This window comes from Enterobacter cloacae complex sp. 372C4 (assembly GCF_050030615.1).
GTDB classification, from domain to species: Bacteria; Pseudomonadota; Gammaproteobacteria; order Enterobacterales; family Enterobacteriaceae; genus Enterobacter; species Enterobacter intestinihominis.
Genome location: NZ_JBLGUQ010000001.1, coordinates 2,684,979 through 2,710,100 on the forward strand (window position 1 = coordinate 2,684,979; position 25,122 = coordinate 2,710,100).

At 54.9% G+C, this 25,122-nt stretch carries 23 protein-coding genes, 1 pseudogene and 1 other annotated feature; of the genes and pseudogenes, 19 read left to right on the forward strand and 5 right to left on the reverse strand.

Annotated features, from left to right (window positions below; genetic code table 11):
- Positions 1–64 precede the first annotated feature (64 nt).
- A complete protein-coding gene (gene creA, locus ACQG11_RS12945) occupies positions 65–535 on the forward strand; it encodes a protein CreA (protein WP_003856503.1) in 471 nt (156 codons plus the stop codon).
- Between the two features lie 48 nt (positions 536–583).
- Here the strand turns inward: creA and arcA are convergent, their stop codons facing one another.
- On the reverse strand, positions 584–1,300 hold the full coding sequence (arcA, locus tag ACQG11_RS12950; RefSeq protein WP_003856501.1) for a two-component system response regulator ArcA: 717 nt from the start codon (positions 1,298–1,300) through the stop codon (positions 584–586).
- A gap of 95 nt (positions 1,301–1,395) precedes the next feature.
- Here arcA and yjjY point away from each other — a divergent pair, with 95 nt between their 5' ends.
- From yjjY to ACQG11_RS12985, 7 genes are all read left to right on the forward strand, one after another.
- Positions 1,396–1,536: a protein YjjY gene (gene yjjY / locus ACQG11_RS12955; protein ID WP_001541509.1), complete on the forward strand. Its 141-nt coding sequence runs from the start codon at positions 1,396–1,398 to the stop codon at positions 1,534–1,536.
- A 399-nt stretch (positions 1,537–1,935) separates the two neighbouring features.
- A complete protein-coding gene (locus ACQG11_RS12960; RefSeq protein WP_426728420.1) occupies positions 1,936–2,622 on the forward strand; it encodes a tRNA/rRNA methyltransferase in 687 nt (228 codons plus the stop codon).
- 211 nt (positions 2,623–2,833) lie between these two features.
- Complete coding sequence (gene thrL / locus ACQG11_RS12965; protein WP_015572623.1) at positions 2,834–2,902, forward strand: thr operon leader peptide; 69 nt, start codon at positions 2,834–2,836, stop codon at positions 2,900–2,902.
- Positions 2,841–2,958 (forward strand) — a sequence feature (Thr leader region). (Overlaps the previous gene by 62 nt.)
- A gap of 24 nt (positions 2,959–2,982) precedes the next feature.
- The gene (gene thrA, locus ACQG11_RS12970) at positions 2,983–5,445 is read left to right on the forward strand and encodes a bifunctional aspartate kinase/homoserine dehydrogenase I (RefSeq protein WP_023305415.1); all 2,463 of its coding nucleotides are present in this window, start codon (positions 2,983–2,985) and stop codon (positions 5,443–5,445) included.
- 1 nt (position 5,446) lies between these two features.
- Positions 5,447–6,376, forward strand: coding sequence for a homoserine kinase (thrB, locus tag ACQG11_RS12975; RefSeq protein ID WP_023299286.1), 930 nt, complete (start codon positions 5,447–5,449; stop codon positions 6,374–6,376).
- Between the two features lie 3 nt (positions 6,377–6,379).
- Positions 6,380–7,666: a threonine synthase gene (gene thrC / locus ACQG11_RS12980; protein ID WP_003856490.1), complete on the forward strand. Its 1,287-nt coding sequence runs from the start codon at positions 6,380–6,382 to the stop codon at positions 7,664–7,666.
- Between the two features lie 248 nt (positions 7,667–7,914).
- Positions 7,915–8,202 carry a DUF2502 domain-containing protein gene (locus tag ACQG11_RS12985; protein ID WP_022646999.1) on the forward strand — a complete coding sequence of 96 codons (288 nt, stop codon included), beginning with the start codon at positions 7,915–7,917 and terminating at the stop codon, positions 8,200–8,202.
- 31 nt (positions 8,203–8,233) lie between these two features.
- On the opposite strand, the gene yaaA is transcribed toward ACQG11_RS12985, so the two are convergent.
- On the reverse strand, positions 8,234–9,007 hold the full coding sequence (yaaA, locus tag ACQG11_RS12990) for a peroxide stress protein YaaA (protein WP_045621241.1): 774 nt from the start codon (positions 9,005–9,007) through the stop codon (positions 8,234–8,236).
- Between the two features lie 66 nt (positions 9,008–9,073).
- A complete protein-coding gene (locus ACQG11_RS12995) occupies positions 9,074–10,507 on the reverse strand; it encodes an alanine/glycine:cation symporter family protein (RefSeq protein ID WP_023299289.1) in 1,434 nt (477 codons plus the stop codon).
- A 262-nt stretch (positions 10,508–10,769) separates the two neighbouring features.
- Between ACQG11_RS12995 and tal the strand changes: the two genes are divergently transcribed.
- The 3 genes from tal (at position 10,770) to ACQG11_RS13010 (ending at position 13,866) form a co-directional block, all read left to right on the forward strand.
- Complete coding sequence (tal, locus tag ACQG11_RS13000) at positions 10,770–11,723, forward strand: transaldolase (RefSeq protein WP_003856481.1); 954 nt, start codon at positions 10,770–10,772, stop codon at positions 11,721–11,723.
- A 110-nt stretch (positions 11,724–11,833) separates the two neighbouring features.
- The gene (gene mog / locus ACQG11_RS13005; protein WP_022647002.1) at positions 11,834–12,421 is read left to right on the forward strand and encodes a molybdopterin adenylyltransferase; all 588 of its coding nucleotides are present in this window, start codon (positions 11,834–11,836) and stop codon (positions 12,419–12,421) included.
- Between the two features lie 122 nt (positions 12,422–12,543).
- Positions 12,544–13,866 carry an MFS transporter gene (locus ACQG11_RS13010; protein ID WP_023305417.1) on the forward strand — a complete coding sequence of 441 codons (1,323 nt, stop codon included), beginning with the start codon at positions 12,544–12,546 and terminating at the stop codon, positions 13,864–13,866.
- Here the strand turns inward: ACQG11_RS13010 and satP are convergent.
- Positions 13,843–14,409, reverse strand: coding sequence for an acetate uptake transporter (gene satP, locus ACQG11_RS13015; protein WP_022647004.1), 567 nt, complete (start codon positions 14,407–14,409; stop codon positions 13,843–13,845). The two genes, ACQG11_RS13010 and satP, sit on opposite strands and share 24 nt — an antisense overlap.
- 296 nt (positions 14,410–14,705) lie before the next feature.
- On the opposite strand from satP, the gene dnaK reads away from it, so the two are divergent.
- The 4 genes from dnaK to nhaR all read left to right on the forward strand — a co-directional run bounded on the left by dnaK (position 14,706) and on the right by nhaR (position 20,159).
- The gene (gene dnaK, locus ACQG11_RS13020) at positions 14,706–16,619 is read left to right on the forward strand and encodes a molecular chaperone DnaK (protein ID WP_006810169.1); all 1,914 of its coding nucleotides are present in this window, start codon (positions 14,706–14,708) and stop codon (positions 16,617–16,619) included.
- Positions 16,620–16,706: 87 nt separating this feature from the next.
- Positions 16,707–17,852, forward strand: a complete 1,146-nt coding sequence (gene dnaJ, locus ACQG11_RS13025; RefSeq protein ID WP_008502040.1) for a molecular chaperone DnaJ — start codon at positions 16,707–16,709, stop codon at positions 17,850–17,852.
- Positions 17,853–18,025: 173 nt separating this feature from the next.
- Positions 18,026–19,201, forward strand: a complete 1,176-nt coding sequence (gene nhaA, locus ACQG11_RS13030; protein WP_032625424.1) for a Na+/H+ antiporter NhaA — start codon at positions 18,026–18,028, stop codon at positions 19,199–19,201.
- A 58-nt stretch (positions 19,202–19,259) separates the two neighbouring features.
- Positions 19,260–20,159 carry a transcriptional activator NhaR gene (nhaR, locus tag ACQG11_RS13035; protein ID WP_003856462.1) on the forward strand — a complete coding sequence of 300 codons (900 nt, stop codon included), beginning with the start codon at positions 19,260–19,262 and terminating at the stop codon, positions 20,157–20,159.
- Between the two features lie 58 nt (positions 20,160–20,217).
- Here the strand turns inward: nhaR and rpsT are convergent, their stop codons facing one another.
- Positions 20,218–20,481, reverse strand: a complete 264-nt coding sequence (rpsT, locus tag ACQG11_RS13040) for a 30S ribosomal protein S20 (RefSeq protein WP_003856458.1) — start codon at positions 20,479–20,481, stop codon at positions 20,218–20,220.
- A 101-nt stretch (positions 20,482–20,582) separates the two neighbouring features.
- Between rpsT and ACQG11_RS13045 the strand changes: the two are divergent.
- The 4 genes and pseudogenes from ACQG11_RS13045 to lspA all read left to right on the forward strand — a co-directional run bounded on the left by ACQG11_RS13045 (position 20,583) and on the right by lspA (position 25,096).
- Positions 20,583–20,800, forward strand: a pseudogene (locus tag ACQG11_RS13045) (DUF2575 domain-containing protein).
- Between the two features lie 7 nt (positions 20,801–20,807).
- The gene (gene ribF, locus ACQG11_RS13050) at positions 20,808–21,734 is read left to right on the forward strand and encodes a bifunctional riboflavin kinase/FAD synthetase (RefSeq protein ID WP_023299293.1); all 927 of its coding nucleotides are present in this window, start codon (positions 20,808–20,810) and stop codon (positions 21,732–21,734) included.
- Positions 21,735–21,779: 45 nt separating this feature from the next.
- Positions 21,780–24,596, forward strand: a complete 2,817-nt coding sequence (gene ileS / locus ACQG11_RS13055; protein ID WP_038415308.1) for an isoleucine--tRNA ligase — start codon at positions 21,780–21,782, stop codon at positions 24,594–24,596.
- On the forward strand, positions 24,596–25,096 hold the full coding sequence (gene lspA, locus ACQG11_RS13060) for a signal peptidase II (protein WP_063148247.1): 501 nt from the start codon (positions 24,596–24,598) through the stop codon (positions 25,094–25,096). Before ileS ends, lspA begins: the two co-directional genes overlap by 1 nt.
- The last annotated feature ends 26 nt before the right edge of the window (positions 25,097–25,122 follow it).

The window sequence follows — 25,122 nt, forward strand, 5'->3', positions numbered from 1 at the left end:
TTGCTACATTTTTATCTAACCTGTTGAATAATCGCTCAGCGTAATTTTTATGAATGGTAACAATATGAAATACAAGGTTTTAGTCTTTGCAGCACTGGCGCTGATGGCAGGGCGCGTGGCACAGGCGGAGCAAATTGGCTCCGTGGACACCGTGTTTAAAATGTTTGGGCCGGACCACAAAATTGTGGTGGAGGCCTTTGACGATCCGGACGTTAAAAACGTCACCTGCTATGTCAGCCGGGCGAAGACCGGCGGGATTAAAGGCGGCCTGGGGCTGGCTGAAGACACGTCTGACGCGGCCATCTCCTGCCAGCAGGTTGGTCCGGTGGAATTGAGTGACAAAATTAAAAACGGCAAAGCGCAGGGCGACGTTGTATTCCAGAAACGGACCTCGCTGGTGTTCAAAAAGCTACAGGTGGTCCGTTTTTATGACGCGAAGCGTAACACACTGGCTTATCTGGCTTATTCCGACAAAGTCGTGGAAGGCTCACCGAAAAACGCGATTAGCGCGGTGCCGATTATGCCGTGGCATTGATAAAAAAAACGGCGCAAAAGCGCCGTTTTTTACTGCGTGACGGGAGGATTACTCCTGGAGGTCACCGCAGAAACGATAGCCTTCACCATGGATCGTGGCGATGATTTCCGGCGTATCAGGCGTAGATTCGAAATGTTTACGAATACGACGGATGGTTACGTCAACGGTACGATCGTGTGGCTTCAACTCACGACCGGTCATTTTCTTCAGCAGTTCTGCACGGGACTGGATCTTGCCCGGGTTTTCGCAGAAGTGCAGCATCGCGCGGAATTCACTGCGCGGCAGTTTGTACTGCTCACCGTTCGGGCTAATCAGCGAACGGCTATTGATATCAAGTTCCCAGCCGTTGAATTTGTAGCTATCGACGCTACGACGCTCTTCACTGACCGTACCCAGATTCATGGTGCGGGACAGCAGGTTGCGTGCACGAATGGTTAACTCGCGAGGGTTGAACGGCTTGGTGATGTAGTCATCCGCGCCGATTTCCAGACCAAGAATTTTATCAACCTCGTTGTCACGGCCTGTCAGGAACATCAACGCGACGTTCGCCTGTTCACGCAGTTCGCGCGCCAGAAGAAGCCCGTTTTTGCCCGGCAGATTGATATCCATAATCACCAGGTTGATATCATTTTCAGAAAGGATCTGATGCATCTCTGCGCCATCGGTCGCTTCAAAGACATCGTAGCCTTCTGCTTCGAAAATGCTCTTTAACGTGTTGCGTGTTACCAACTCGTCTTCAACGATAAGAATGTGCGGGGTCTGCATGTTTGCTACCTAAATTGCCAACTAAATCGAAACAGGAAGTACAAAAGTCCCTGACCTGCCTGATGCATGTCGCAAATTAACATGATCGGCTTAACGTGACTAAAGTACGTAATTGCGTTCTTGATGCACTTTCCATCAACGTCAACAACATCATTAGCTTGGTCGTGGGTACTTTCCCTTTGGACCCGACAGTGTCAAAAACGGCTGTCATCCTAACCATTTTAACAGCAACATAACAGGCTAAGTGACACCGGACACCCAATAAAACTACGCTTCGTTGACATATATCAAGTTCAATTGTAGCACGTTAACAGTTTGATGAAATCATCGTAGCTGAATGCTAGCCTTTGTCACAATTTTTCAATAAACCAACTAGTTGCGGACATTGATTGATAAACGGTACGAATCCAATCGGAAAAGAGTATTCATAAGGTCATTATCATTACAAAACATAAGGATAATGGACTTCTGTTAACATTCTAACTGATTGTTCAGCCACAAAATAGTTTAGCTTTTTTTAATTGTTATGAAACGCTATTTCGGTGATTTGTGTTGCAAAATTGTAAATTCGTGCTGCGTAATATGTTGAAGTGAATCACATTTTTACCTGCTAACTGATTAAAAAGAGAGCATAAATGCATCTGTCGATTGTGCTGGTGGCACCAGCAAGAGCTGAAAATATTGGCGCTGCGGCGCGTGCCATGAAGACCATGGGTTTTACCGATTTGCGTATCGTAGACAGCGCGGCGCATCTGGAGCCTGCTGCGCGATGGGTGGCGCACGGTTCGGGTGATATTCTCGATAATATAACCACTTACGCTACGCTCGCTGAGGCGCTGCACGATATTTCGTTTACCGTCGCGACGACCGCGCGCAGCCGGGCGAAGTTTCATTATTACGCCACGCCTGCTGAACTGGTGCCACTACTGGAAGAAAAAAGCCAGTGGCTGGAGAAAGCCGCGCTGGTGTTTGGGCGAGAAGATTCCGGGCTAACTAACGAAGAACTGGAACTGGCTGACGTCCTGACGGGCGCGCCGATGGTGGCGGATTATCCGTCACTCAATCTGGGGCAGGCGGTGATGGTGTACTGCTATCAATTAGCATCCTTAATACAAATTCCTCAGCCGCCAGCGTCAGTAACGGATGAAAACCAGCTGGCGGCGCTGCATATTCGTGCAGATAAGCTTCTCGAGCAACTGGGCGTCGCTGACGATCAAAAAATGGTGGACTGGTTACAGCAGCGCCTGGGGCGTCTTGAACAGCGCGACACGGCAATGCTGCACCGGTTGCTTCATGATATTGAAAAAAAATTAGCCGAGTAAAATAGTGTCATAGGTTTTTATTATGGCCGATCCTGCTGATGTCTGGGGTTGCATCTGGGGTATTCCGATGAAAATAAATCTGCACGCAGCGGGACGTGAGAATGTCCCGAATTGTGATCAAATTAAAAATTCATTGACTTAAGGTGTCCGATCCTTTAACCCTAAAAGAATAGAGCACAGACAGATAATAATGACAGAGTACACAACATCCATGAAACGCATCAGCATCACCACCATTACTACAACCATCATCATTACCACAGGTAACGATGCGGGCTGACGCGTACAGGAAAAACAGAAAAAAGCCCGCACCTGAACAGTGCGGGCTTTTTTTTCGGCTAAAGGAAATGAGGTAGAACCATGCGAGTGTTGAAGTTCGGCGGTACATCAGTGGCAAATGCAGAGCGTTTTCTGCGTGTTGCCGATATCCTGGAAAGTAACGCCAGGCAGGGGCAGGTTGCTACCGTGCTCTCTGCCCCGGCAAAAATCACGAACCACCTGGTGGCGATGATTGAAAAAACCATCGGTGGCCAGGATGCACTTCCGAACATCAGCGACGCCGAACGTATCTTCGCTGAACTGCTTCAGGGGCTGGCAGACGCCCAGCCTGGCTTCCCGCTGGCGCAGCTGAAAAGCACCGTGGAACTCGAATTTGCCCAGATTAAACACGTCCTTCACGGTATCAGCCTGCTGGGTCAATGCCCGGACAGCATCAACGCGGCGCTGATTTGCCGGGGTGAAAAACTCTCTATCGCCATCATGGCAGGCGTGCTGGAAGCGCGCGGTCACCACGTGACGGTCATCGATCCGGTTGAAAAACTGCTGGCTGTGGGACACTACCTTGAATCCACCGTCGACATTGCCGAGTCGACACGCCGCATTGCGGCGAGCAAAATCCCGTCTGACCACATGATCCTGATGGCAGGCTTTACCGCCGGTAACGAGAAGGGCGAACTGGTGGTGCTGGGGCGTAACGGCTCTGACTACTCCGCTGCCGTGCTGGCGGCCTGTTTACGTGCAGACTGTTGTGAGATCTGGACTGACGTTGATGGTGTATATACCTGTGACCCGCGCCAGGTGCCGGACGCCAGGCTGTTGAAGTCGATGTCGTACCAGGAAGCGATGGAGCTTTCCTACTTCGGCGCCAAAGTGCTTCACCCACGTACCATCTCCCCGATTGCCCAGTTCCAGATCCCTTGCCTGATTAAAAACACCGGTAATCCGCAGGCGCCGGGTACGCTGATTGGCGCCAGCGCTGATGAAGATGACCTGCCGGTAAAAGGCATTTCGAACCTTAATAACATGGCGATGTTCAGCGTCTCTGGCCCGGGTATGAAAGGTATGGTTGGCATGGCGGCGCGCGTATTTGCGGCCATGTCCCGTAACGGGATCTCCGTGGTGCTGATCACGCAGTCTTCCTCCGAATACAGCATCAGCTTCTGCGTCCCGCAGGGCGATTGCCTACGCGCCCGTCGCGCGCTGGAAGAAGAGTTCTACCTGGAGCTGAAAGAAGAGCTGCTGGAGCCGCTCTCTATTCAGGAGCGTCTGGCCGTGATCTCCGTGGTAGGCGACGGCATGCGCACCCTGCGCGGAATCTCCGCCAAATTCTTTGCCGCCCTGGCGCGGGCCAATATCAATATCGTGGCGATTGCCCAGGGCTCATCAGAGCGTTCAATTTCCGTTGTCGTGGATAACGATGACGCCACTACCGGCGTGCGCGTGGTGCATCAGATGCTGTTCAACACCGACCAGGTGATTGAGCTGTTCCTGGTGGGCGTCGGCGGCGTCGGCGGCGCGCTGCTGGAGCAGGTAAAGCGCCAGCAGGAGTGGCTTAAGAAGAAACATATCGATTTGCGCGTCTGCGGAATTGCGAACTCGAAAGCGTTGCTGACTAACGTCCACGGTCTGAACCTGGAAAACTGGCAGGCGGAACTGGAAGAGGCGAAAGAGCCGTTCAACCTGGGTCGTCTGATCCGTCTGGTGAAAGAGTATCACCTGCTTAACCCGGTGATCGTCGACTGTACCTCCAGCCAGGCTGTGGCCGATCAGTACGCGGATTTCCTGCGCGAAGGTTTCCATGTGGTGACGCCGAACAAAAAGGCCAACACCTCGTCGATGGATTACTATCACCAGCTGCGTCTGGCGGCGAGCAAGTCGCGCCGCAAGTTTCTGTATGACACCAACGTGGGCGCAGGCCTGCCGGTCATCGAGAACCTGCAAAACCTGCTGAACGCGGGCGACGAACTACAGCGTTTCTCCGGCATCCTCTCCGGCTCCCTGTCGTTTATCTTCGGCAAGCTGGACGAAGGGATGAGCCTGTCGGAAGCCACCCGCGCCGCGCGCGAGCTGGGCTACACCGAGCCGGATCCGCGCGACGACCTCTCCGGTATGGATGTGGCGCGTAAGCTGCTGATCCTGGTGCGCGAAACCGGCCGCGAGCTGGAGCTTTCGGATATCGTGATTGAGCCGGTGCTGCCAGCAGAATTTGATGACAGCGGCGACGTCAGCGCTTTTATGGCCAGGTTGCCGCAGCTTGACGACGCCTTTGCCGCCCGCGTTGCGAAAGCCCGTGATGAAGGTAAGGTATTGCGCTATGTTGGCAATATTGAAGAAGACGGCGTCTGCCGCGTGAAGATTGCCGAAGTGGATGGCAACGATCCGCTGTACAAGGTGAAAAACGGCGAGAACGCCCTGGCGTTCTACAGCCATTATTATCAGCCACTGCCGCTGGTACTTCGCGGCTATGGCGCAGGGAATGATGTGACGGCGGCGGGCGTGTTTGCCGATCTGCTGCGTACCCTGTCATGGAAGTTAGGAGTTTAAGATGGTTAAAGTATATGCCCCGGCTTCCAGCGCCAATATGAGCGTCGGATTTGACGTGCTGGGCGCGGCGGTTACGCCGGTGGATGGTTCGCTGCTGGGCGATACGGTAACGGTTGAGGCGGCAGAGCGCTTCAGCCTGAATAACGTCGGCCGTTTTGCCAGCAAGCTGCCGCCTGAACCGCGTGAGAATATCGTTTATCAGTGCTGGGAACGCTTCTGTCAGGAGATTGGTAAAAACGTGCCGGTCGCCATGACGCTGGAAAAGAGCATGCCGATTGGTTCGGGACTCGGCTCCAGCGCCTGCTCGGTGGTCGCCGCGCTGGTGGCGATGAATGAGCACTGCGGCAAGCCGCTGAACAACAGCCGCTTGCTGGCGCTGATGGGCGAGCTGGAAGGGCGCATCTCCGGCAGCATTCATTATGATAACGTGGCGCCGTGCTTCCTTGGCGGCATGCAGCTGATGATTGAAGAAAATGGCATCATCAGCCAGCAGGTGCCAGGGTTTGATGAGTGGCTGTGGGTGCTTGCCTATCCGGGCATTAAGGTTTCTACCGCCGAAGCGCGTGCGATCCTGCCGGCGCAGTATCGTCGTCAGGACTGTATCGCCCACGGGCGTCATCTGGCGGGCTTTATTCATGCCTGCTATACCCGACAGCCGCAGCTGGCGGCGAAACTGATGAAAGACGTTATTGCCGAGCCGTATCGCACGAAGCTGCTGCCGGGCTTTAACGAAGCGCGACAGGCATCCATGGATATCGGCGCACAGGCGTGCGGCATCTCCGGCTCCGGCCCAACGCTGTTCGCCTTATGCGACAAGCCAGACACCGCGCAGCGCGTGGCGGACTGGCTCTCTAAACACTACCTGCAAAATCAGGAAGGCTTTGTTCATATTTGCCGTCTGGACACGGCTGGCGCACGAGTACTGGGATAACGAATGAAACTCTACAACCTTAAAGATCATAACGAGCAGGTCAGCTTTGCGCAGGCGGTAACGCAGGGTTTGGGCAAAAATCAGGGGCTGTTCTTCCCCCACGACCTGCCGGAATTTCAACTGACTGAAATCGATGAACTGCTTAAGCAGGACTTTGTCACCCGCAGCACCAAAATTCTGTCTGCGTTTATTGGTGACGAAATCCCGCAGGAGCTGCTCGAAGAGCGCGTGCGCGCGGCGTTTGCTTTCCCGGCCCCGGTGAAGCAGGTGGAGCCTGACGTTGGCTGTCTGGAGCTGTTCCACGGCCCGACGCTGGCGTTCAAAGATTTCGGCGGTCGCTTCATGGCGCAGATGCTGACCCACATCAGCGGCGACAAACCGGTGACCATCCTGACCGCGACCTCAGGTGATACCGGTGCGGCGGTGGCTCATGCGTTCTACGGCCTGAAAAACGTCCGCGTGGTGATCCTCTATCCGAAAGGCAAAATCAGCCCGCTTCAGGAAAAACTGTTCTGCACTCTTGGGGGCAACATTGAAACCGTGGCGATCGACGGCGATTTCGATGCCTGCCAGGCGCTGGTGAAGCAGGCCTTTGATGACGAAGAGCTGAAGGCGGCGCTGGGGCTGAACTCTGCCAACTCCATCAACATCAGCCGTCTGCTGGCGCAGATCTGCTACTACTTCGAAGCGGTGGCCCAGCTGCCGCAGGACGCGCGCAATCAGCTGGTAGTTTCTGTGCCAAGCGGGAACTTCGGCGATCTGACGGCGGGCCTGCTGGCGAAATCACTCGGCCTGCCGGTGAAGCGCTTTATCGCCGCTACCAACGCCAACGACACCGTGCCGCGTTTCCTGAAGGACGGAAAATGGGCGCCGAACGCGACGCAGGCCACGCTCTCCAATGCGATGGATGTGTCACAGCCTAACAACTGGCCGCGTGTGGAAGAGCTGTTCCGCCGTAAGGTCTGGCGTCTGGGCGACCTGGGCTACGCAGCGGTGACGGACGAAACCACGAAAGCCACCATGCGCGAGCTGAAAGCGGTGGGCTATACCTCTGAGCCGCACGCGGCGATTGCCTATCGTGCCCTGCGCGATCAGCTTCAACCGGGTGAGTATGGCCTGTTCCTCGGTACCGCCCATCCGGCCAAGTTCAAAGAGAGCGTGGAAGCGATCCTGGGTGAAACGCTGCCGCTGCCAAAAGAGCTGGCCGAGCGCGCCGACCTGCCGTTGCTGTCCCATGAGCTGCCCGCAGACTTTGCCGCACTGCGTAAGCTGATGATGACCCGAGCGTGAGTTTATTGCCCGGTGGCGGCTACGCCTTACCGGGCCTGGAACATTTCAGAAAGTAGGCCGGGTAAGGCGAAGCCGCCACCCGGCTTTTTTATGGAGAAAATAAGGAGAAAAACAGCAGGAAAAAAGCAGAAATTCCCAATAAATGCGGTTACTTAGGGTTTAGGATTGCAGAGAATAACATCCACCGTTCCCATCACGTACTCTCCTTACATCGGCCCACGTTGGGCAAGAAGAATAAGGAGTCACCTATGTCTACACTGAAACCTGCACTTATCGCGCTTTCACTGATGCTGGTCGCTCCCATGGCGGTGCAGGCAGCTGAGATCACCCTCGTCCCTGCGGTAAAACTGCAAATTGGCGATCGGGATAATAACGGACACTACTGGGATGGCGGCCGCTGGCGCGACCATGACTGGTGGAAAGCGCACTATGACTGGCGCGATAACCACTGGCGTCCGCACGATGAACATCGCGATCGTCACGATCATCACCGTCATGACGATCATCGCCCGGGGCCGGACCGGAAGCACCATTAACACAAACCCCGCCAGCTGGCGGGGTTGTCTTTTATTGCTCGTGACGCTTAAACACCAGCTCGTTTTTTCCTGACGATGCCTCGTCGAAGAAATACCCTTCACTGTTAAAGCCAGTGAGCTGCTCTGGCTTCGTCAGGCGGTTTTGAATGATGAAACGGCTCATCAGACCGCGCGCTTTTTTGGCGTAGAAGCTGATCACTTTAAATTTGCCGTTTTTCTCGTCGAGGAACACCGGCTTGATAATGTCCGCATTCAGCTTTTTCGGCTTCACCGATTTGAAGTACTCATCGGAGGCCAGGTTGATCACCACGTTGTCCCCCTGGGCTTGTAGCACCGCGTTAAGCTTATCGGTAATGACATCGCCCCAGAACTGGTACAAATCTTTGCCTTTGGCGTTTTCCAGGCGGATACCCATCTCCAGACGATATGGCTGCATCAGATCCAGCGGGCGCAGCACCCCGTACAGGCCGGATAACATGCGCAGATGCTGCTGGGCAAAATCGAAATCGGCTTCGCTAAACGTTTCTGCTTGCAGGCCAGTGTAGACGTCACCTTTGAAGGCCAACAGCGCCTGGCGGGCGTTAGCGGGCGTGAAGTCAGGCTGCCACTCGTGAAAACGGGTGGCGTTCAGGTCGGCGAGTTTATCACTGATGCTCATCAGCGAAGCGATTTGCGGAGCCGAAAGCTTACGCGCCTCGTGGATCAGCTGTTGCGAGTAGTCTAGCAATTCCGGCTGGGTATAACGCTCAGTGGCGAGCGGGCTCTGGTAGTCGAGCGTTTTGGCAGGTGAAATCAGAATCAGCATATCCAGTCCTTGCAGGAAATTTAGAGCGACTTTAACAAAAAATCGCCCTGAATTGATCGATAGCTGTTATTGCCGCGGCAAATCATCCCAGGTGCCAGGAGCAATTTGTGATTCGATTTCGGGATAGCGTGAGGCGTCAAAGACGGGCTGTACGCCGAGCTTGCGCTGACGCAGATAATCGCGCGCGATCAGCGCTACAACCGGTGAAAGAAGCAAAATTGCCGTCAAATTGGTGATGGCCATCAGCGCCATAATGACATCCGCCAGTTGCCAGATCATCGGCATGCTGAGCAGGCAACCGACAAATACCATCGCCAGCACACCCGCGCGAAGGATGTTGCGGGCCAGACGCGAGTCAACTTTCAGGAAAATAAGGTTGTTCTCGGCATAGATATAGTTAACCACAATAGAACTGAAGGCAAAAAGCCCCACGACAAGGGCGACAAGGCCTGCGCCCCAACCCCCGACGAGGGAGACCAGCGCCTGTTGTACCCAATGAATGCCTGCCGTACTGCCGGATGGATGTTCAACGGCGCCGGACAGCAACATTATCATCGCACTGGCGGAGCAGATAACAATGGTGTCTGTGAAGACGCCAATCATCTGTACAATGCCCTGCGCGGCGGGATGCGGGGGCCAGGATGCGGCCGCTGCGGCGGCATTCGGCGTGGAGCCCATTCCCGCCTCGTTGGAGAACATGCCTCGCTGAAAACCCGCAGTGAGCGCCTGGCTAAGGGTGTAACCCAGCGCGCCGGAAGCCGCTTCGCGCCAGCCGAACGCGCTTTGGAAAATGGTGACGATGACGTTCGGCACTTCGTCGATATGTATCGCGCATACCAACAGGCTGGTTGACACCCACAGCAGCGCCATCAGCGGAACCAGCCACTGCATCAGGCGGGCAACCCCTCTGAGCCCGGTCACAATGGTCAGCAGGGTGAGAAGGGCAAGCGCGCTGCCCGTCAGCCACTCCGGACAATTAAAGGCGAAGCGCAGCGCGTGGGCGACGGAATTTGCCTGAACGGTATTGAAAATAAGACCATAGGCCATCAGTAAAAAAATAGAGAACAGGACGCCCATCCAGCGCATTCCCAGTCCGCGAGCCATATACCAGGCGGGGCCGCCGCGAAACTGACCGTTGCCGTCTTTTTCTTTGTAGAGCTGCGCAAGCGAGCATTCAGCAAAGGAGGTGGCCATACCGATAATCGCCGTCACCCACATCCAGAATACCGCGCCCGGACCGCCCGCGCCGATTGCCAGCGCGACACCGGCCAGGTTACCGCTGCCGACGCGCGCGGCCAGGCTGGTACAGAGCGCCTGAAATGAGGTCAGGCCGCCCGGCTGTGGTGTGACGCTGTTTTTCAGACTTCTGCCAAATTTGCGAATATAGCGAAACTGAATCAGTCCGCTGCGCCACGTAAACCAGATACCTGCCCCTGAAAGCAGGTATATCATGATTGAACCCCAGAGAACTTCGTTAATAAAGAAAAAGAAATCAGGCACTAACGTCCCTCTTGTTGATGCCAACGTGAATATGTAAGCGCTACCACTGATTGTGCATGCTGTTACTTAGCAGCCTGTTAATATTCTGAGTTTATCATACTCTGCCTAAGCGCACTGTCTGCGGTTGCGCTGCCTCTCACTCGTGTTATCATCAGGGCAGACCGGTTACATCCCCCTAACAAGTAAACCTGTCATTTTTCCGCTGCTGGCAGGCTGTCGGTAGTGTGAATTATCCAGGGAACGTTAAAAGAGAAACACTATCATGACGGATAAATTGACCTCCCTTCGTCAGTTCACTACTGTCGTCGCTGACACCGGAGATATTGCGGCAATGAAGCTGTACCAGCCGCAGGATGCTACAACCAACCCTTCTCTGATCCTTAACGCCGCGCAGATCCCTGAGTATCGCAAACTGATCGACGAGGCGGTGACCTGGGCAAAAGCACAGAGCAATGACCGCGCGCAGCAGGTTGTGGATGCGACTGACAAACTGGCAGTAAACATCGGTCTGGAAATCCTGAAGCTCGTTCCTGGCCGTATCTCTACTGAAGTTGATGCTCGCCTGTCCTACGACACCGAAGCGTCTATTGCCAAAGCAAAACGCCTGATCAAACTGTACAACGATGCGGGCATCAGCAACGACCGTATCCTGATCAAACTGGCCTCTACCTGGCAGGGCATTCGCGCCGCTGAACAGCTGGAAAAAGAAGGGATCAACTGTAACCTGACTCTGCTGTTCTCCTTCGCACAGGCGCGTGCATGTGCCGAAGCTGGCGTATACCTGATTTCTCCGTTTGTGGGCCGTATTCTGGACTGGTACAAAGCCAACACCGACAAGAAAGAGTATGCGGCGTCTGAAGATCCAGGCGTGATTTCCGTGACGGAAATCTACGAATACTACAAACAGCACGGCTATGAGACCGTTGTTATGGGCGCAAGCTTCCGTAACGTCGGTGAAATCATTGAGCTGGCTGGCTGTGACCGCCTGACCATCGCCCCTGCGCTGCTGAAAGAGCTGGCAGAAAGCGAAGGAGCTATCGAGCGTAAACTGTCCTACACCGGCGAAGTGAAAGCGCGCCCAGAGCGCATCACCGAGTCCGAGTTCCTGTGGCAGCACAACCAGGATCCAATGGCCGTAGATAAACTGGCGGACGGTATCCGTAAGTTTGCTATCGACCAGGAAAAACTGGAAAAAATGATCGGCGACCTGCTGTAATCATTCTGCGTGACCGGGTTCCCGGTCACGCCTCTTTCCCCCGCCTCTGTCTGAATTTTCTCTCTGCGTGTATCATTCCCTTTAATCAGTACTTTTTGAATGGAATGGATATGACTACCTTACGCATCGGCTTAGTGTCGATTTCTGACCGCGCCTCCAGCGGTGTTTATCAGGATAAAGGCATCCCTGCTCTGGAAGCGTGGCTGGGCAGCGCGCTCACTACCCCGTTTGAGATCCAGACTCGCCTGATCCCGGACGAGCAGCCGATCATCGAGCAGACCCTGTGTGAGCTGGTGGATGAGATGAGCTGCCACCTTGTGCTGACGACGGGCGGAACCGGCCCCGCGCGCCGCGATGTAACGCCGGACGCGACGCTGGCTATCGCCGATCGTGAAATGCCGGGCTTCGGTGAACAGATGCGCCAGATCAGTCTACACTTTGTCCCGACGGCCATTCTTTCCCGTCAGGTCGGGGTGATCCGCAAACAGGCGCTGATCCTGAACCTGCCGGGGCAGCCGAAGTCGATAAAAGAAACGCTGGAAGGAGTAAAAGCCGAAGACGGGAGCGTTATCGTCCACGGTATCTTTGCAAGTGTACCGTATTGTATACAACTGCTTGACGGTCCGTACGTGGAAACTGACGGCAATGTGGTAGCAGCATTTCGCCCTAAAAGCGCTCGCCGCGAAACAATCTCCTGAAAATGCTTTAAATGTGACATTAGCGCCAGCCGCAGTAGCGTGTAAATGGATTTACGATATAGTAATTTTTTCTTTACGATTGCTGTAAAAAATAATCCACAACACATGCACAATGGTTCGCTATGTCACATAACACCCGACCTCTGAATCGACAGGACTACAAAACCCTCACGCTCGCTGCTCTGGGCGGCGCGCTGGAGTTTTACGACTTCATCATCTTTGTCTTCTTCGCCGCCGTCGTGGGGGCGCTGTTTTTCCCGGCTGATATTCCTGAATGGCTGCGTCAGGTGCAAACCTTCGGCATTTTCGCTGCCGGGTATCTGGCGCGTCCGCTGGGCGGCATTGTTATGGCGCACTTTGGCGATCTGGTTGGGCGCAAGAAGATGTTTACCCTCAGCATCCTGCTGATGGCCGTGCCGACGCTGGCGATTGGCCTTTTGCCTACCTATGAGTCGATGGGCATTATCGCCCCGTTATTGCTGCTGCTGATGCGTATTCTTCAGGGCGCGGCCATCGGCGGGGAAGTGCCGGGCGCGTGGGTGTTTGTCGCTGAGCACGTCCCGGTGCGCCGCATCGGCATTGCGTGCGGAACCCTGACCGCAGGACTGACGATCGGGATCCTGCTTGGCTCCGTGGTTGCAACCATCATCAATACCAGCATGACGCAACAGGCCGTTCACGACTGGGGCTGGCGTATCCCGTTCCTGCTGGGCGGGGCGTTTGGGCTGGTGGCAATGTACCTGCGACGTTGGTTGCAGGAGACGCCAGTATTTCTGGAAATGCAGCAGCGGAAGGCGCTGGCGCAAGAATTGCCGGTAAAAACCGTAGTAGTGCGGCATAAAAAAGCGGTAGTCGTGTCGATGCTTCTGACCTGGCTGCTGTCTGCGGGTATCGTGGTGGTCATTTTGATGTCGCCGGTCTGGCTGCAAAAACAGTACGGTTTTGCGCCTGCTGTGACGTTACAGGCGAACAGTATCGCGACAATTATGCTCTGCTTTGGCTGTCTGGCCGCGGGACTGGCGGCGGATCGTTTCGGTGCCAGCGTGACCTTTATTGTCGGCAGCCTGCTGCTGGCCGCGTCGAGCTGGGCATTCTACCATCTTGCGGGCAGCCATCCTGAACAGTTGTTCCTGCTGTACGGCATCGTCGGGCTGTGCGTGGGCGTCGTTGGCGCCGTACCGTACGTAATGGTCCGCGCCTTCCCGCCGGAGGTACGCTTCACCGGCATCTCATTCTCTTATAACGTCTCGTATGCCATTTTCGGTGGGCTGACCCCGATTGTGGTCACGGTGTTGATGGGGCTGTCACCCCTTGCACCTGCATGGTACGTGCTGGCGTTATCGCTGATGGGGCTGGTATTGGGGATGTGGCTTCGCCAGTCAGAGGGATGTCGTGCCCGCGACGCGGGCACGACAGAGGGATCAGTGTTTTTCACCAATCGGTAATACGGTGCGGCCGAACTGCTCGTTCAGCACTTCACCCATTGCCAGGTAGATAGCGCTTGCGCCGCACACCAGACCGACCCAGCCGGCAACGTGAACGATGCCTTCGTTATCCGCCAGGTGACCCGCGGCAAGCAGAGCGAACAGCACGGTCAGGCTCAGGAAGACGAATTGCAGCGCGCGGTTCGCCTTCAGGGTGCCGAAGAACATGAACAGGGTGAACACGCCCCACAGTCCCAGGTACACGCCCAGGAAATGGGCGTTTGAAGCATCTGCCAGGCCCATTTTAGGCATCAGCAGAATGGCGACCAGCGTCAGCCAGAACGAACCGTAAGAGGTAAAGGCGGTTAAGCCGAAGGTATTGCCTTTCTTATATTCCAGCAGGCCCGCGAAAATTTGCGCGATACCGCCGTAAAAAATGCCCATCGCCAGGATTACGCCGTCCATCGGGAACATCCCGATGTTGTGCAGGTTCAGCAGAATGGTGGTCATGCCAAAACCCATCAGGCCCAGCGGAGCCGGATTAGCCAACTTAGTGTTGCCCATAAGTCCTCAAAAAAATCATCATTAATATGGTGAAATGGTTAAACCCGCGCCAGTTCTCCCTGACGGGGCGCGGCATCATAATGGGCGGCATCGGCGCCGTCTATGATCTCATCGGGGTGAAATTAAAAAATTTTTTATCCTTCCCCCTTGATGGATGCCGTTGTGACCCCATCTTGTAAGCAACCGCAGTGTGTGGACCTGAAAAAAATCAAATCTGGGCAGTTGAAAAAGCACGTTCTGCCCTTATTACAGGTACACAACCACATGTTGACTGAATTTTTAGTGGAGACGTTTAGATGGGTAAAATTATTGGTATCGACCTGGGTACTACCAACTCTTGTGTAGCGATTATGGATGGCACTACTGCACGTGTGCTGGAGAACGCCGAGGGCGATCGCACCACGCCTTCTATCATTGCTTATACCCAGGATGGTGAAACTCTGGTTGGTCAGCCGGCTAAACGTCAGGCAGTGACAAACCCGCAAAACACCCTGTTTGCAATCAAACGCCTGATTGGCCGCCGCTTCCAGGACGAAGAAGTTCAGCGTGACGTTTCCATCATGCCTTACAAAATCATCGCAGCCGATAACGGCGATGCATGGCTTGATGTGAAAGGCACCAAAACTGCACCTCCGCAGATCTCTGCTGAAGTGCTGAAGAAAATGAAGAAAACCGCGGAAGATTACCTGGGTGAACCGGTAACTGAAGCTGTTATCACCGTACCTGCTTACTTCAACGATGCTCAGCGTCAGGCAACCAAAGATGCTGGCCGTATCGCAGGTCTGGAAGTAAAACGTATCATCAACGAACCAACCGCAGCTGCGCTGGCTTACGGTCTGGATAAAGAAGTTGGCAACCGTACTATCGCGGTTTACGACCTGGGTGGTGGTACCTTCGATATCTCTATTATCGAAATCGACGACGTTGACGGCGAAAAAACCTTCGAAGTTCTGGCAACCAATGGTGATACCCACCTGGGTGGTGAAGACTTCGATACCCGTCTGATCAACTACCTCGTTGACGAGTTTAAGAAAGATCAGGGCATTGACCTGCGTAACGACCCGCTGGCCATGCAGCGCCTGAAAGAAGCGGCTGAGAAAGCGAAGATCGAGCTGTCTTCCGCTCAGCAGACCGACGTGAACCTGCCGTACATCACCGCAGACGCGACCGGTCCAAAACACATGAACATCAAAGTGACCCGTGCGAAACTGGAAAGCCTGGTAGAAGACCTGGTGAACCGTTCTATCGAGCCACTGAAAGTTGCATTGCAGGACGCTGGCCTGTCCGTGTCTGATATTCAGGACGTTATCCTGGTAGGTGGTCAGACCCGTATGCCAATGGTTCAGAAGAAAGTTGCTGAATTCTTTGGTAAAGAGCCACGTAAAGACGTGAACCCGGACGAAGCGGTTGCTATCGGTGCTGCGGTTCAGGGTGGTGTTCTGACGGGTGAAGTGAAAGACGTACTGCTGCTGGACGTTACTCCGCTGTCACTGGGTATCGAAACCATGGGTGGCGTGATGACTCCGCTCATCAACAAAAACACTACTATCCCGACGAAACACAGCCAGGTGTTCTCCACCGCTGAAGACAACCAGTCTGCGGTAACCATCCATGTGATTCAGGGTGAGCGTAAGCGTGCGGCGGATAACAAATCTCTGGGTCAGTTCAACCTGGACGGTATTAACCCGGCACCACGCGGCATGCCACAGATCGAAGTCACCTTCGACATCGATGCTGACGGTATCCTGCACGTGTCTGCGAAAGACAAAAACAGCGGTAAAGAGCAGAAGATCACCATCAAGGCATCTTCTGGCCTGAACGAAGCGGAAATCGAAAAAATGGTTCGTGATGCCGAAGCTAACGCGGAATCCGACCGTAAGTTCGAAGAGCTGGTTCAGACCCGTAACCAGGGTGACCATCTGCTGCACAGCACCCGTAAGCAGGTTGAAGAAGCGGGCGATAAACTGCCAGCGGAAGACAAAACTGCGATCGAAACTGCACTGAGCGCACTGGAAACGTCTCTGAAAGGCGAAGACAAAGCGGACATTGAAGCGAAGATGCAGGAGCTGGCACAGGTTTCTCAGAAGCTGATGGAAATCGCTCAGCAGCAGCACGCACAGCAGCAGGCGGGCGCTGATGCTTCCCAGAACAACGCGAAAGACGACGATGTTGTCGACGCTGAGTTCGAAGAAGTGAAAGATAAAAAATAATCGCCCTGATGCAGGGTAATTAATCGGCACGGGCGTAGGAGTATTCTCCACGCCCGTGCTCGCATGTTAAGGGGCTTAAAAAAACCAATGGCAAAGCAAGACTATTACGAGATTTTAGGCGTTCCGAAAACTGCGGAAGAGCGTGAAATCAAAAAGGCATATAAGCGCCTGGCCATGAAATTCCACCCTGACCGTAACCAGGGTGACAAAGAGGCTGAAGCCAAATTTAAAGAGATTAAAGAAGCCTACGAAGTCCTGACCGATGCACAAAAACGTGCGGCTTATGACCAGTATGGTCACGCGGCCTTTGAACAGGGCGGCATGGGCGGCGGTGGATTTGGTGGCGGCGGCTTCGGCGGCGGCGCTGATTTCAGCGACATCTTTGGCGATGTATTTGGCGATATCTTCGGCGGCGGTCGTGGTCGTCAGCGCGCGGCGCGCGGCGCAGATCTGCGCTATAACATGGACCTGACGCTGGAAGAAGCGGTTCGTGGCGTAACCAAAGAGATCCGTATCCCGACGCTGGAAGAGTGTGACGTTTGCCACGGCAGCGGCGCGAAAGCGGGGACTCAGCCACAGACCTGTCCAACCTGTCACGGTTCCGGTCAGGTGCAGATGCGCCAGGGCTTCTTCGCGGTGCAGCAGGCCTGTCCGCATTGTCATGGTCGCGGTACGCTGATTAAAGATCCGTGCACCAAATGCCACGGTCACGGTCGCGTGGAGAAAACCAAAACGCTGTCCGTTAAGATCCCGGCAGGCGTGGATACGGGCGACCGCATCCGTCTGGCAGGTGAGGGTGAAGCTGGCGAGCACGGCGCACCGGCAGGGGATCTGTACGTTCAGGTTCAGGTTAAACAGCACGCCATCTTCGAGCGTGAAGGTAACAACCTGTACTGTGAAGTGCCGATCAACTTTGCGATGGCGGCGCTGGGCGGCGAAATCGAAGTGCCGACGCTGGACGGTCGCGTTAACCTGAAAATCCCTGGCGAAACCCAGACCGGGAAGCTGTTCCGCATGCGCGGCAAAGGCGTTAAATCCGTTCGCGGTGGCGCGCAGGGTGACCTGTTATGCCGCGTGGTCGTTGAAACGCCGGTCGGCCTGAACGACAAGCAGAAACAGCTGCTGAAAGAGCTTCAGGAAAGCTTTGGTGGCCCGACGGGTGAGAAAAACAGCCCGCGCTCCAAAAGCTTCTTCGATGGCGTCAAAAAATTCTTCGACGATTTAACCCGCTAACCTGCCAGCTGGTTACTATCCTTTAAAGCCCGGAAGCGATTCCGGGCTTTTTGCTTTACAGCGTTATTCCTCGGTTAAACTGAATCTATAACCAATATTAATCTGTTTTTACCGATCTGTTTGCGCTGATATTATGGTTTTACCGAGGTATTGTTGTAAAAGAGAGTTTAAACGTGAAATTACTACACCGTTTCTTTAGCAGTGAGGCATCCGGCGGCGTCATCCTGATTATTGCTGCTGCAGCCGCCATGCTGCTCGCCAATATGGGCATGACGCGCGATCTCTATCACGCATTTCTGGAAACCCCCGTCGAGCTGAAGGTCGGGGCGCTGGAAATTAACAAGAACATGCTGCTGTGGATCAACGATGCGCTGATGGCGGTGTTCTTCCTGCTGGTAGGCCTGGAGGTCAAACGTGAGCTGGTGATCGGTTCTCTTGCCAGCCGTCAGCGCGCGGCGTTTCCGGTGATCGCGGCGATTGGCGGGATGATCGTTCCCGCGTTGCTCTTTCTCGCGTTTGCGTGGCAGGATCCGGTTGCGCGTGACGGCTGGGCGATCCCGGCCGCAACGGATATCGCGTTTGCGCTCGGGGTCTTAGCCTTGCTCGGTAGCCGCGTCCCGGTAGCACTGAAAATTTTCCTGATGGCGCTGGCGATTATCGATGACCTGGGCGCTATCGTGATTATCGCGCTGTTCTACACCAGCGATCTGTCGGTTCTGTCGCTGAGCGTGGCGGCCGTGGCTATTGCGGTGCTGGCGTTGCTGAACGTCTTCAACGTCCGACGCACGGGTATTTATATTCTGGTGGGGATGGTGCTGTGGACGGCGGTGCTGAAGTCTGGCGTGCATGCCACGCTGGCGGGCGTCATCGTTGGCTTCTTTATTCCGCTGAAGGAGCAGGACGGCAAATCGCCTGCCAGACAGCTGGAGCATGTGCTTCATCCGTGGGTGGGCTTTATGATCCTGCCGCTGTTTGCATTTGCCAACGCGGGTGTTTCCCTGGCCGGTGTTACCCTGGACGGACTCACCTCTGTGCTGCCGCTGGGTATCATCGCTGGTTTGTTTATCGGTAAGCCGCTGGGTATCAGCCTGTTCTGCTGGCTGGCGCTGAAGCTGAAGCTGGCGTCATTGCCAAACGGAACCACCTTTAGTCAGATTATGGCCATCGGCGTGCTGTGCGGTATTGGATTCACCATGTCGATCTTTATCTCGACGCTGGCGTTTGGCACCAGCGCGCCTGAGCTTATCGTCTGGGCGAAACTCGGCATTCTTATCGGGTCGTTACTGGCCGCGGTTATTGGTTATACCTTGTTGAAGGTGAAGTTGTCCGGACAGGCTGTCCAGGCATAACAGGAAACCGGGAGAAGGGAAGCCTTCTCCCGATAAACTATCAGGGAGTGAAAACGTGATGTCTCATTTGAACTATAACCATCTCTATTACTTCTGGCATGTCTACAAGCAGGGCTCGGTCGTGGGAGCGGCAGAGGCGCTCTACCTGACACCACAAACTATTACCGGGCAAATCAAAGCCCTGGAAGAGCGCTTACAGGGCAAGCTTTTTAAGCGGAAAGGACGTGGCATTGAGCCGAGCGAGCTGGGCGAACTGGTGTTCCGCTATGCGGACAAGATGTTCACCCTGAGCCAGGAGATGCTGGATATCGTTAACTATCGCAAAGAGTCGAACCTGCTCTTTGACGTGGGCGTGGCGGATGCGTTGTCCAAACGGCTGGTAAGCGGTGTGCTGGATGCGGCGGTGGTGGAAGATGAACAGATTCATTTACGCTGCTTTGAGTCCACTCACGAGATGCTGCTGGAACAGCTGAGCCAGCATAAGCTGGATATGATCATTTCGGATTGCCCAATCGACTCCACGCAGCAGGAAGGCTTGTTCTCGGTGAAAATTGGCGAATGCGGCGTCAGTTTCTGGTGCATTAATCCGCCGCCGGAAAAACCGTTTCCTGCCTGCCTGGAAGAGCGCCGCCTGCTGGTGCCGGGTAGGCGGTCTATGCTCGGACGTAAGCTGCTGAACTGGTTTAACTCGCAGGGGCTGAACGTGGAGATCCTCGGTGAGTTCGACGATGCGGCTTTGATGAAGGCTTTTGGCGAGGCGCACAACGCTATCTTCGTTGCCCCGACGCTGTACGCGCACGATCTCTATTCAGACGACAAGATTACCGAGATTGGCAGGGTGGATAACGTGATGGAAGAGTATCACGCCATATTCGCCGAAAGGATGATTCAGCACCCGGCGGTGCAGCGAATCTGCAACCGCGACTACTCGGCGCTGTTTACGCCGCCGGCAATCTGAAGACATAAAAAAACCCGCGTTAAGCGGGTTCTTTCAAACAAGCAACAACAAGTAGCGATTAAGCCAGTTTGTTGATCTGCGCGGTCAGGTTTGCTTTATGACGCGCTGCTTTGTTTTTGTGGATCAGACCTTTAGCAGCCTGACGATCCACGATTGGTTGCATTTCGTTAAATGCGTTCTGCGCTGCAGCTTTGTCGCCTGCTTCGATTGCTGCGTATACTTTCTTGATGAAAGTACGCATCATAGAGCGACGGCTTGCGTTGTGCTTACGAGCCTTTTCAGACTGAACGGCACGTTTCTTAGCTGATTTGATATTAGCCAAGTCCAACTCCCAAATATGTTCTATGTGGACAATTCAAAGGCCGAGGAATATGCCCTCTTTGCCTTCTTTTGTCAATGGATTTGTGCAAATAAGCGCCGTTAATGAGCGACGCTACGTTACGTAGTGATGGCGCAGGATTCTACCAGCTTGTCTTTCGTGAATACAGCCTTTCGGCATAAAAATCGCAGTTCTCGGGCAGATTTTTTTGCTGTGAAAGGTCAGCCTGATGAAATCATACGGCTTTCTGTTTCGCGTGAACAATCGCCGGTTAACCTTAACCGCCGTACAAGGTATACTTTGGCGATTTTCACTGTTTTGAGCCAGTCATGAAGCTGATACGCGGCATACATAATCTCAGTCAAGCCCCGCACGGGTGCGTACTGACCATTGGTAATTTTGACGGCGTGCATCGTGGGCATCAGGCGCTGTTGCAGGGATTGCGTAAAGAAGGGGAGGCGCGTGGCCTGCCCGTTGTGGTGATGATTTTCGAACCGCAGCCGCTGGAGCTGTTTGCTGGCGAGAAATCCCCCGCGCGGCTGACGCGTCTGCGTGAGAAGTTACGCTACCTGGCGGAGTCCGGCGTGGACTACGTCCTGTGCGTACGCTTCGACCGTCGGTTTGCCGCGCTGACCGCACAAAACTTTGTCAGCGATCTGTTGGTCAGGCAGCTTGGCGTGCAGTTTCTCGCCGTGGGCGATGATTTCCGCTTTGGCGCTGGTCGTCAGGGCGATTTCTTGTTATTACAGAAGGCTGGCCTGGAGTACGGGTTTGACGTCACCAGTACGATGACCTTCTGTGAGGGCGGGGTGCGCGTCAGCAGCACGGCGGTACGTCAGGCTCTGGCGAACGATGAACTGGACACGGCAGAAACGCTGCTGGGTCATCCGTTCACAATTTCAGGTCGTGTGGTCCATGGCGATGCGCTGGGCCGCACGATAGGTTTTCCGACGGCGAATATACCGCTGCGTCGTCAGGTCTCCCCGGTTAAAGGGGTCTATGCGGTGGAAGTGGCAGGACTGGGTGAGAAGCCTTTCTACGGTGTTGCCAACATTGGCACACGTCCAACGGTTTCCGGTGTGCGTCAACAGTTAGAAGTACACCTGCTGGACGTTGTAATGGACCTCTACGGTCGCCATATAGATGTGATACTGCGTAAAAAAATACGCAATGAACAGCGATTCGCTTCGCTGGATGAACTTAAGGCGCAAATCGCGCGAGATGAATTAACGGCCCGCGAGTTTTTTGGGCTTTAGAACCGGCTTAACTGCCTACGTGATAAATACGGAACCGAGAATCTGATGAGTGACTATAAATCAACCCTGAATTTGCCGGAAACAGGGTTCCCGATGCGCGGCGATCTCGCCAAGCGCGAACCGGGAATGCTGGCGCGTTGGACTGATGATGACCTGTACGGCATCATTCGTGCAGCCAAAAAAGGCAAAAAAACCTTCATTCTGCATGATGGCCCTCCCTATGCGAATGGCAGCATTCATATTGGTCACTCTGTAAACAAGATTCTGAAAGACATTATCGTGAAGTCCAAAGGACTCGCGGGATATGACTCGCCTTATGTTCCGGGCTGGGACTGCCATGGTCTGCCAATCGAGCTGAAAGTGGAGCAAGAGTACGGTAAGCCGGGTGAGAAGTTCACCGCCGCAGAGTTCCGCGCGAAATGCCGCGAATACGCTGCCACCCAGGTTGACGGTCAGCGCGCTGACTTCATCCGTCTGGGCGTGCTGGGCGACTGGTCGCACCCGTACCTGACCATGGACTTCAAAACCGAAGCCAACATTATCCGTGCGCTGGGTAAAATCATCGGCAACGGTCACCTGCATAAAGGCGCTAAGCCGGTGCACTGGTGCGTGGACTGCCGTTCTGCGCTGGCAGAAGCGGAAGTAGAGTATTATGACAAAACCTCGCCTTCTATCGACGTGGCGTTCGAAGCGGTCGATCAGGATGCGATCAAAGCTAAATTTGGCCTGCCAGGCGTAAGCGGTCCAGTCTCGCTGGTTATCTGGACCACCACCCCGTGGACGTTACCAGCCAACCGTGCCATTTCCCTGTCCGGTGAGTTTGAGTACGCGCTGGTACAAATTGATGGTCGCGCGGTTATCCTGGCAAAAGATCTGGTTGAAAGCGTGCTTAAACGCGCGAACATCACTGATTACAGCGTGCTGGGTACCGTAAAAGGCGACGCGCTGGAGCTGATGCGCTTCAAACACCCGTTCCTGGACTTCGACGTTCCGGCGATCCTGGGCGACCACGTCACGCTGGACGCGGGTACCGGTGCGGTGCATACCGCCGGCGGCCACGGTCCTGACGACTACAACATCAGCCTGAAATACGGTCTGGAAATCGCCAACCCGGTCGGTCCGGATGGCTCTTACCTGCCTGGCACCTACCCGGCGCTGGACGGTATCAACGTCTTTAAAGCCAACGACATCATCGTTGACATGCTTCGCACCAGCGGCGCGCTGCTGCACGTTGAGAAAATGCAGCACAGCTATCCGTGCTGCTGGCGCCATAAGACCCCGATTATCTTCCGTGCGACCCCGCAGTGGTTCGTCAGCATGGACCAGAAAGGCCTGCGCGAGCAGTCTCTGAAAGAGATCAAAGGCGTGCAGTGGATCCCGGACTGGGGCCAGGCGCGTATCGAATCCATGGTGGCTAACCGTCCTGACTGGTGTATCTCCCGTCAGCGCACCTGGGGCGTGCCGATGTCGCTGTTCGTGCATAAAGAGACGCAGGAACTGCACCCGAACACCCTGGAACTGATGGAAGAGGTGGCGAAGCGCGTTGAAGTTGACGGCATTCAGGCGTGGTGGGATCTCGATTCCCGTGACATCCTGGGCGCTGACGCGGACAACTACGAGAAAGTGCCGGATACCCTGGACGTGTGGTTCGACTCCGGGTCTACCCACTCCTCCGTGGTTGACGTGCGCCCTGAGTTCGCCGGTCACGCTGCCGACATGTATCTGGAAGGCTCCGACCAACACCGCGGCTGGTTCATGTCATCCCTGATGATCTCCACCGCCATGAAGGGCAAAGCACCTTACCGCCAGGTACTGACCCACGGCTTCACCGTGGATGGTCAGGGCCGTAAGATGTCCAAATCCATCGGTAACACCGTTTCTCCGCAGGACGTGATGAACAAGCTGGGCGCGGATATTCTACGCCTGTGGGTGGCATCCACCGACTACACGGGCGAAATGGCGGTGTCTGACGAGATCCTGAAACGTGCTGCTGACAGCTATCGTCGTATCCGTAACACCGCGCGCTTCCTGCTGGCGAACCTGAACGGGTTTGATCCGGTAAAAGACATGGTGAAGCCGGAAGAGATGGTGGTGCTCGATCGCTGGGCGGTAGGCTGCGCGAAAGCGGCACAGGAAGATATTCTGAAAGCCTATGAGTCTTACGACTTCCACGAAGTGGTGCAGCGCCTGATGCGCTTCTGCTCCATTGAGATGGGGTCGTTCTATCTCGACATCATCAAAGACCGCCAGTACACCGCGAAAGCGGACAGCGTGGCGCGTCGTAGCTGCCAGACCGCGCTGTTCCACATCGCAGAGGCGCTGGTACGCTGGATGGCGCCGATCATGTCCTTCACCGCAGATGAAATCTGGGGTTACCTGCCGGGCGACCGTGAGAAGTATGTCTTCACCGGCGAGTGGTACGAAGGTCTGTTCGACCTCTCCAGCACTGAAGCAATGAACGACGCCTACTGGGACGAGCTGCTGAAAGTGCGTGGCGAAGTGAACAAGGTTATCGAGCAGGCGCGCGCTGACAAGAAAGTCGGTGGCTCTCTGGAAGCGACGGTGACCCTGTACGCAGAGCCTGAGCTGGCCGCGAAGCTGACCGCGCTGGGCGATGAATTACGATTTGTCCTGTTGACCTCCGGTGCGAAAGTTGCGGATTATGCCGAGGCATCTGCTGATGCTCAGCAGAGCGAACTGCTCAAAGGACTGAAGGTCGCACTGAGCAAAGCCGATGGTGAAAAATGCCCGCGTTGCTGGCATTACACTACCGATGTCGGCCAGGTGGCGGAACACGCAGACATCTGCGGACGCTGTGTAAGCAACGTCGCCGGCGACGGCGAAAAACGTAAGTTTGCCTGATGAGTAAAACTCTCTGTTCAACAGGACTGCGCTGGCTGTGGCTGGTGGTAGTGGTGCTGATTATTGATTTGGGCAGCAAGTTCCTGATCCTCCAGAATTTCGCTCTGGGGGATACGGTCCCGCTGTTCCCGTCGCTTAACCTGCACTACGCCCGCAACTACGGCGCGGCGTTTAGTTTCCTTGCCGACAGCGGTGGCTGGCAGCGTTGGTTCTTCGCAGGTATCGCAATGGGTATCTGCGTCGTGCTCGCGGTGCTGATGTACCGCTCGAAGGCCACGCAAAAGCTGAATAACATCGCCTACGCGCTGATCATTGGTGGCGCACTGGGTAACCTGTTTGACCGCCTGTGGCACGGCTTTGTAGTCGATATGATCGACTTCTACGTCGGCGACTGGCACTTTGCGACCTTTAACCTCGCCGATAGCGCAATATGCGTTGGTGCAGCGTTAATCGTGCTGGAAGGCTTCTTGCCTAAACCGGCCGCGAAAGAGCAGGCGTAACAAAACCAGCCGGGTGACGCGTAGCG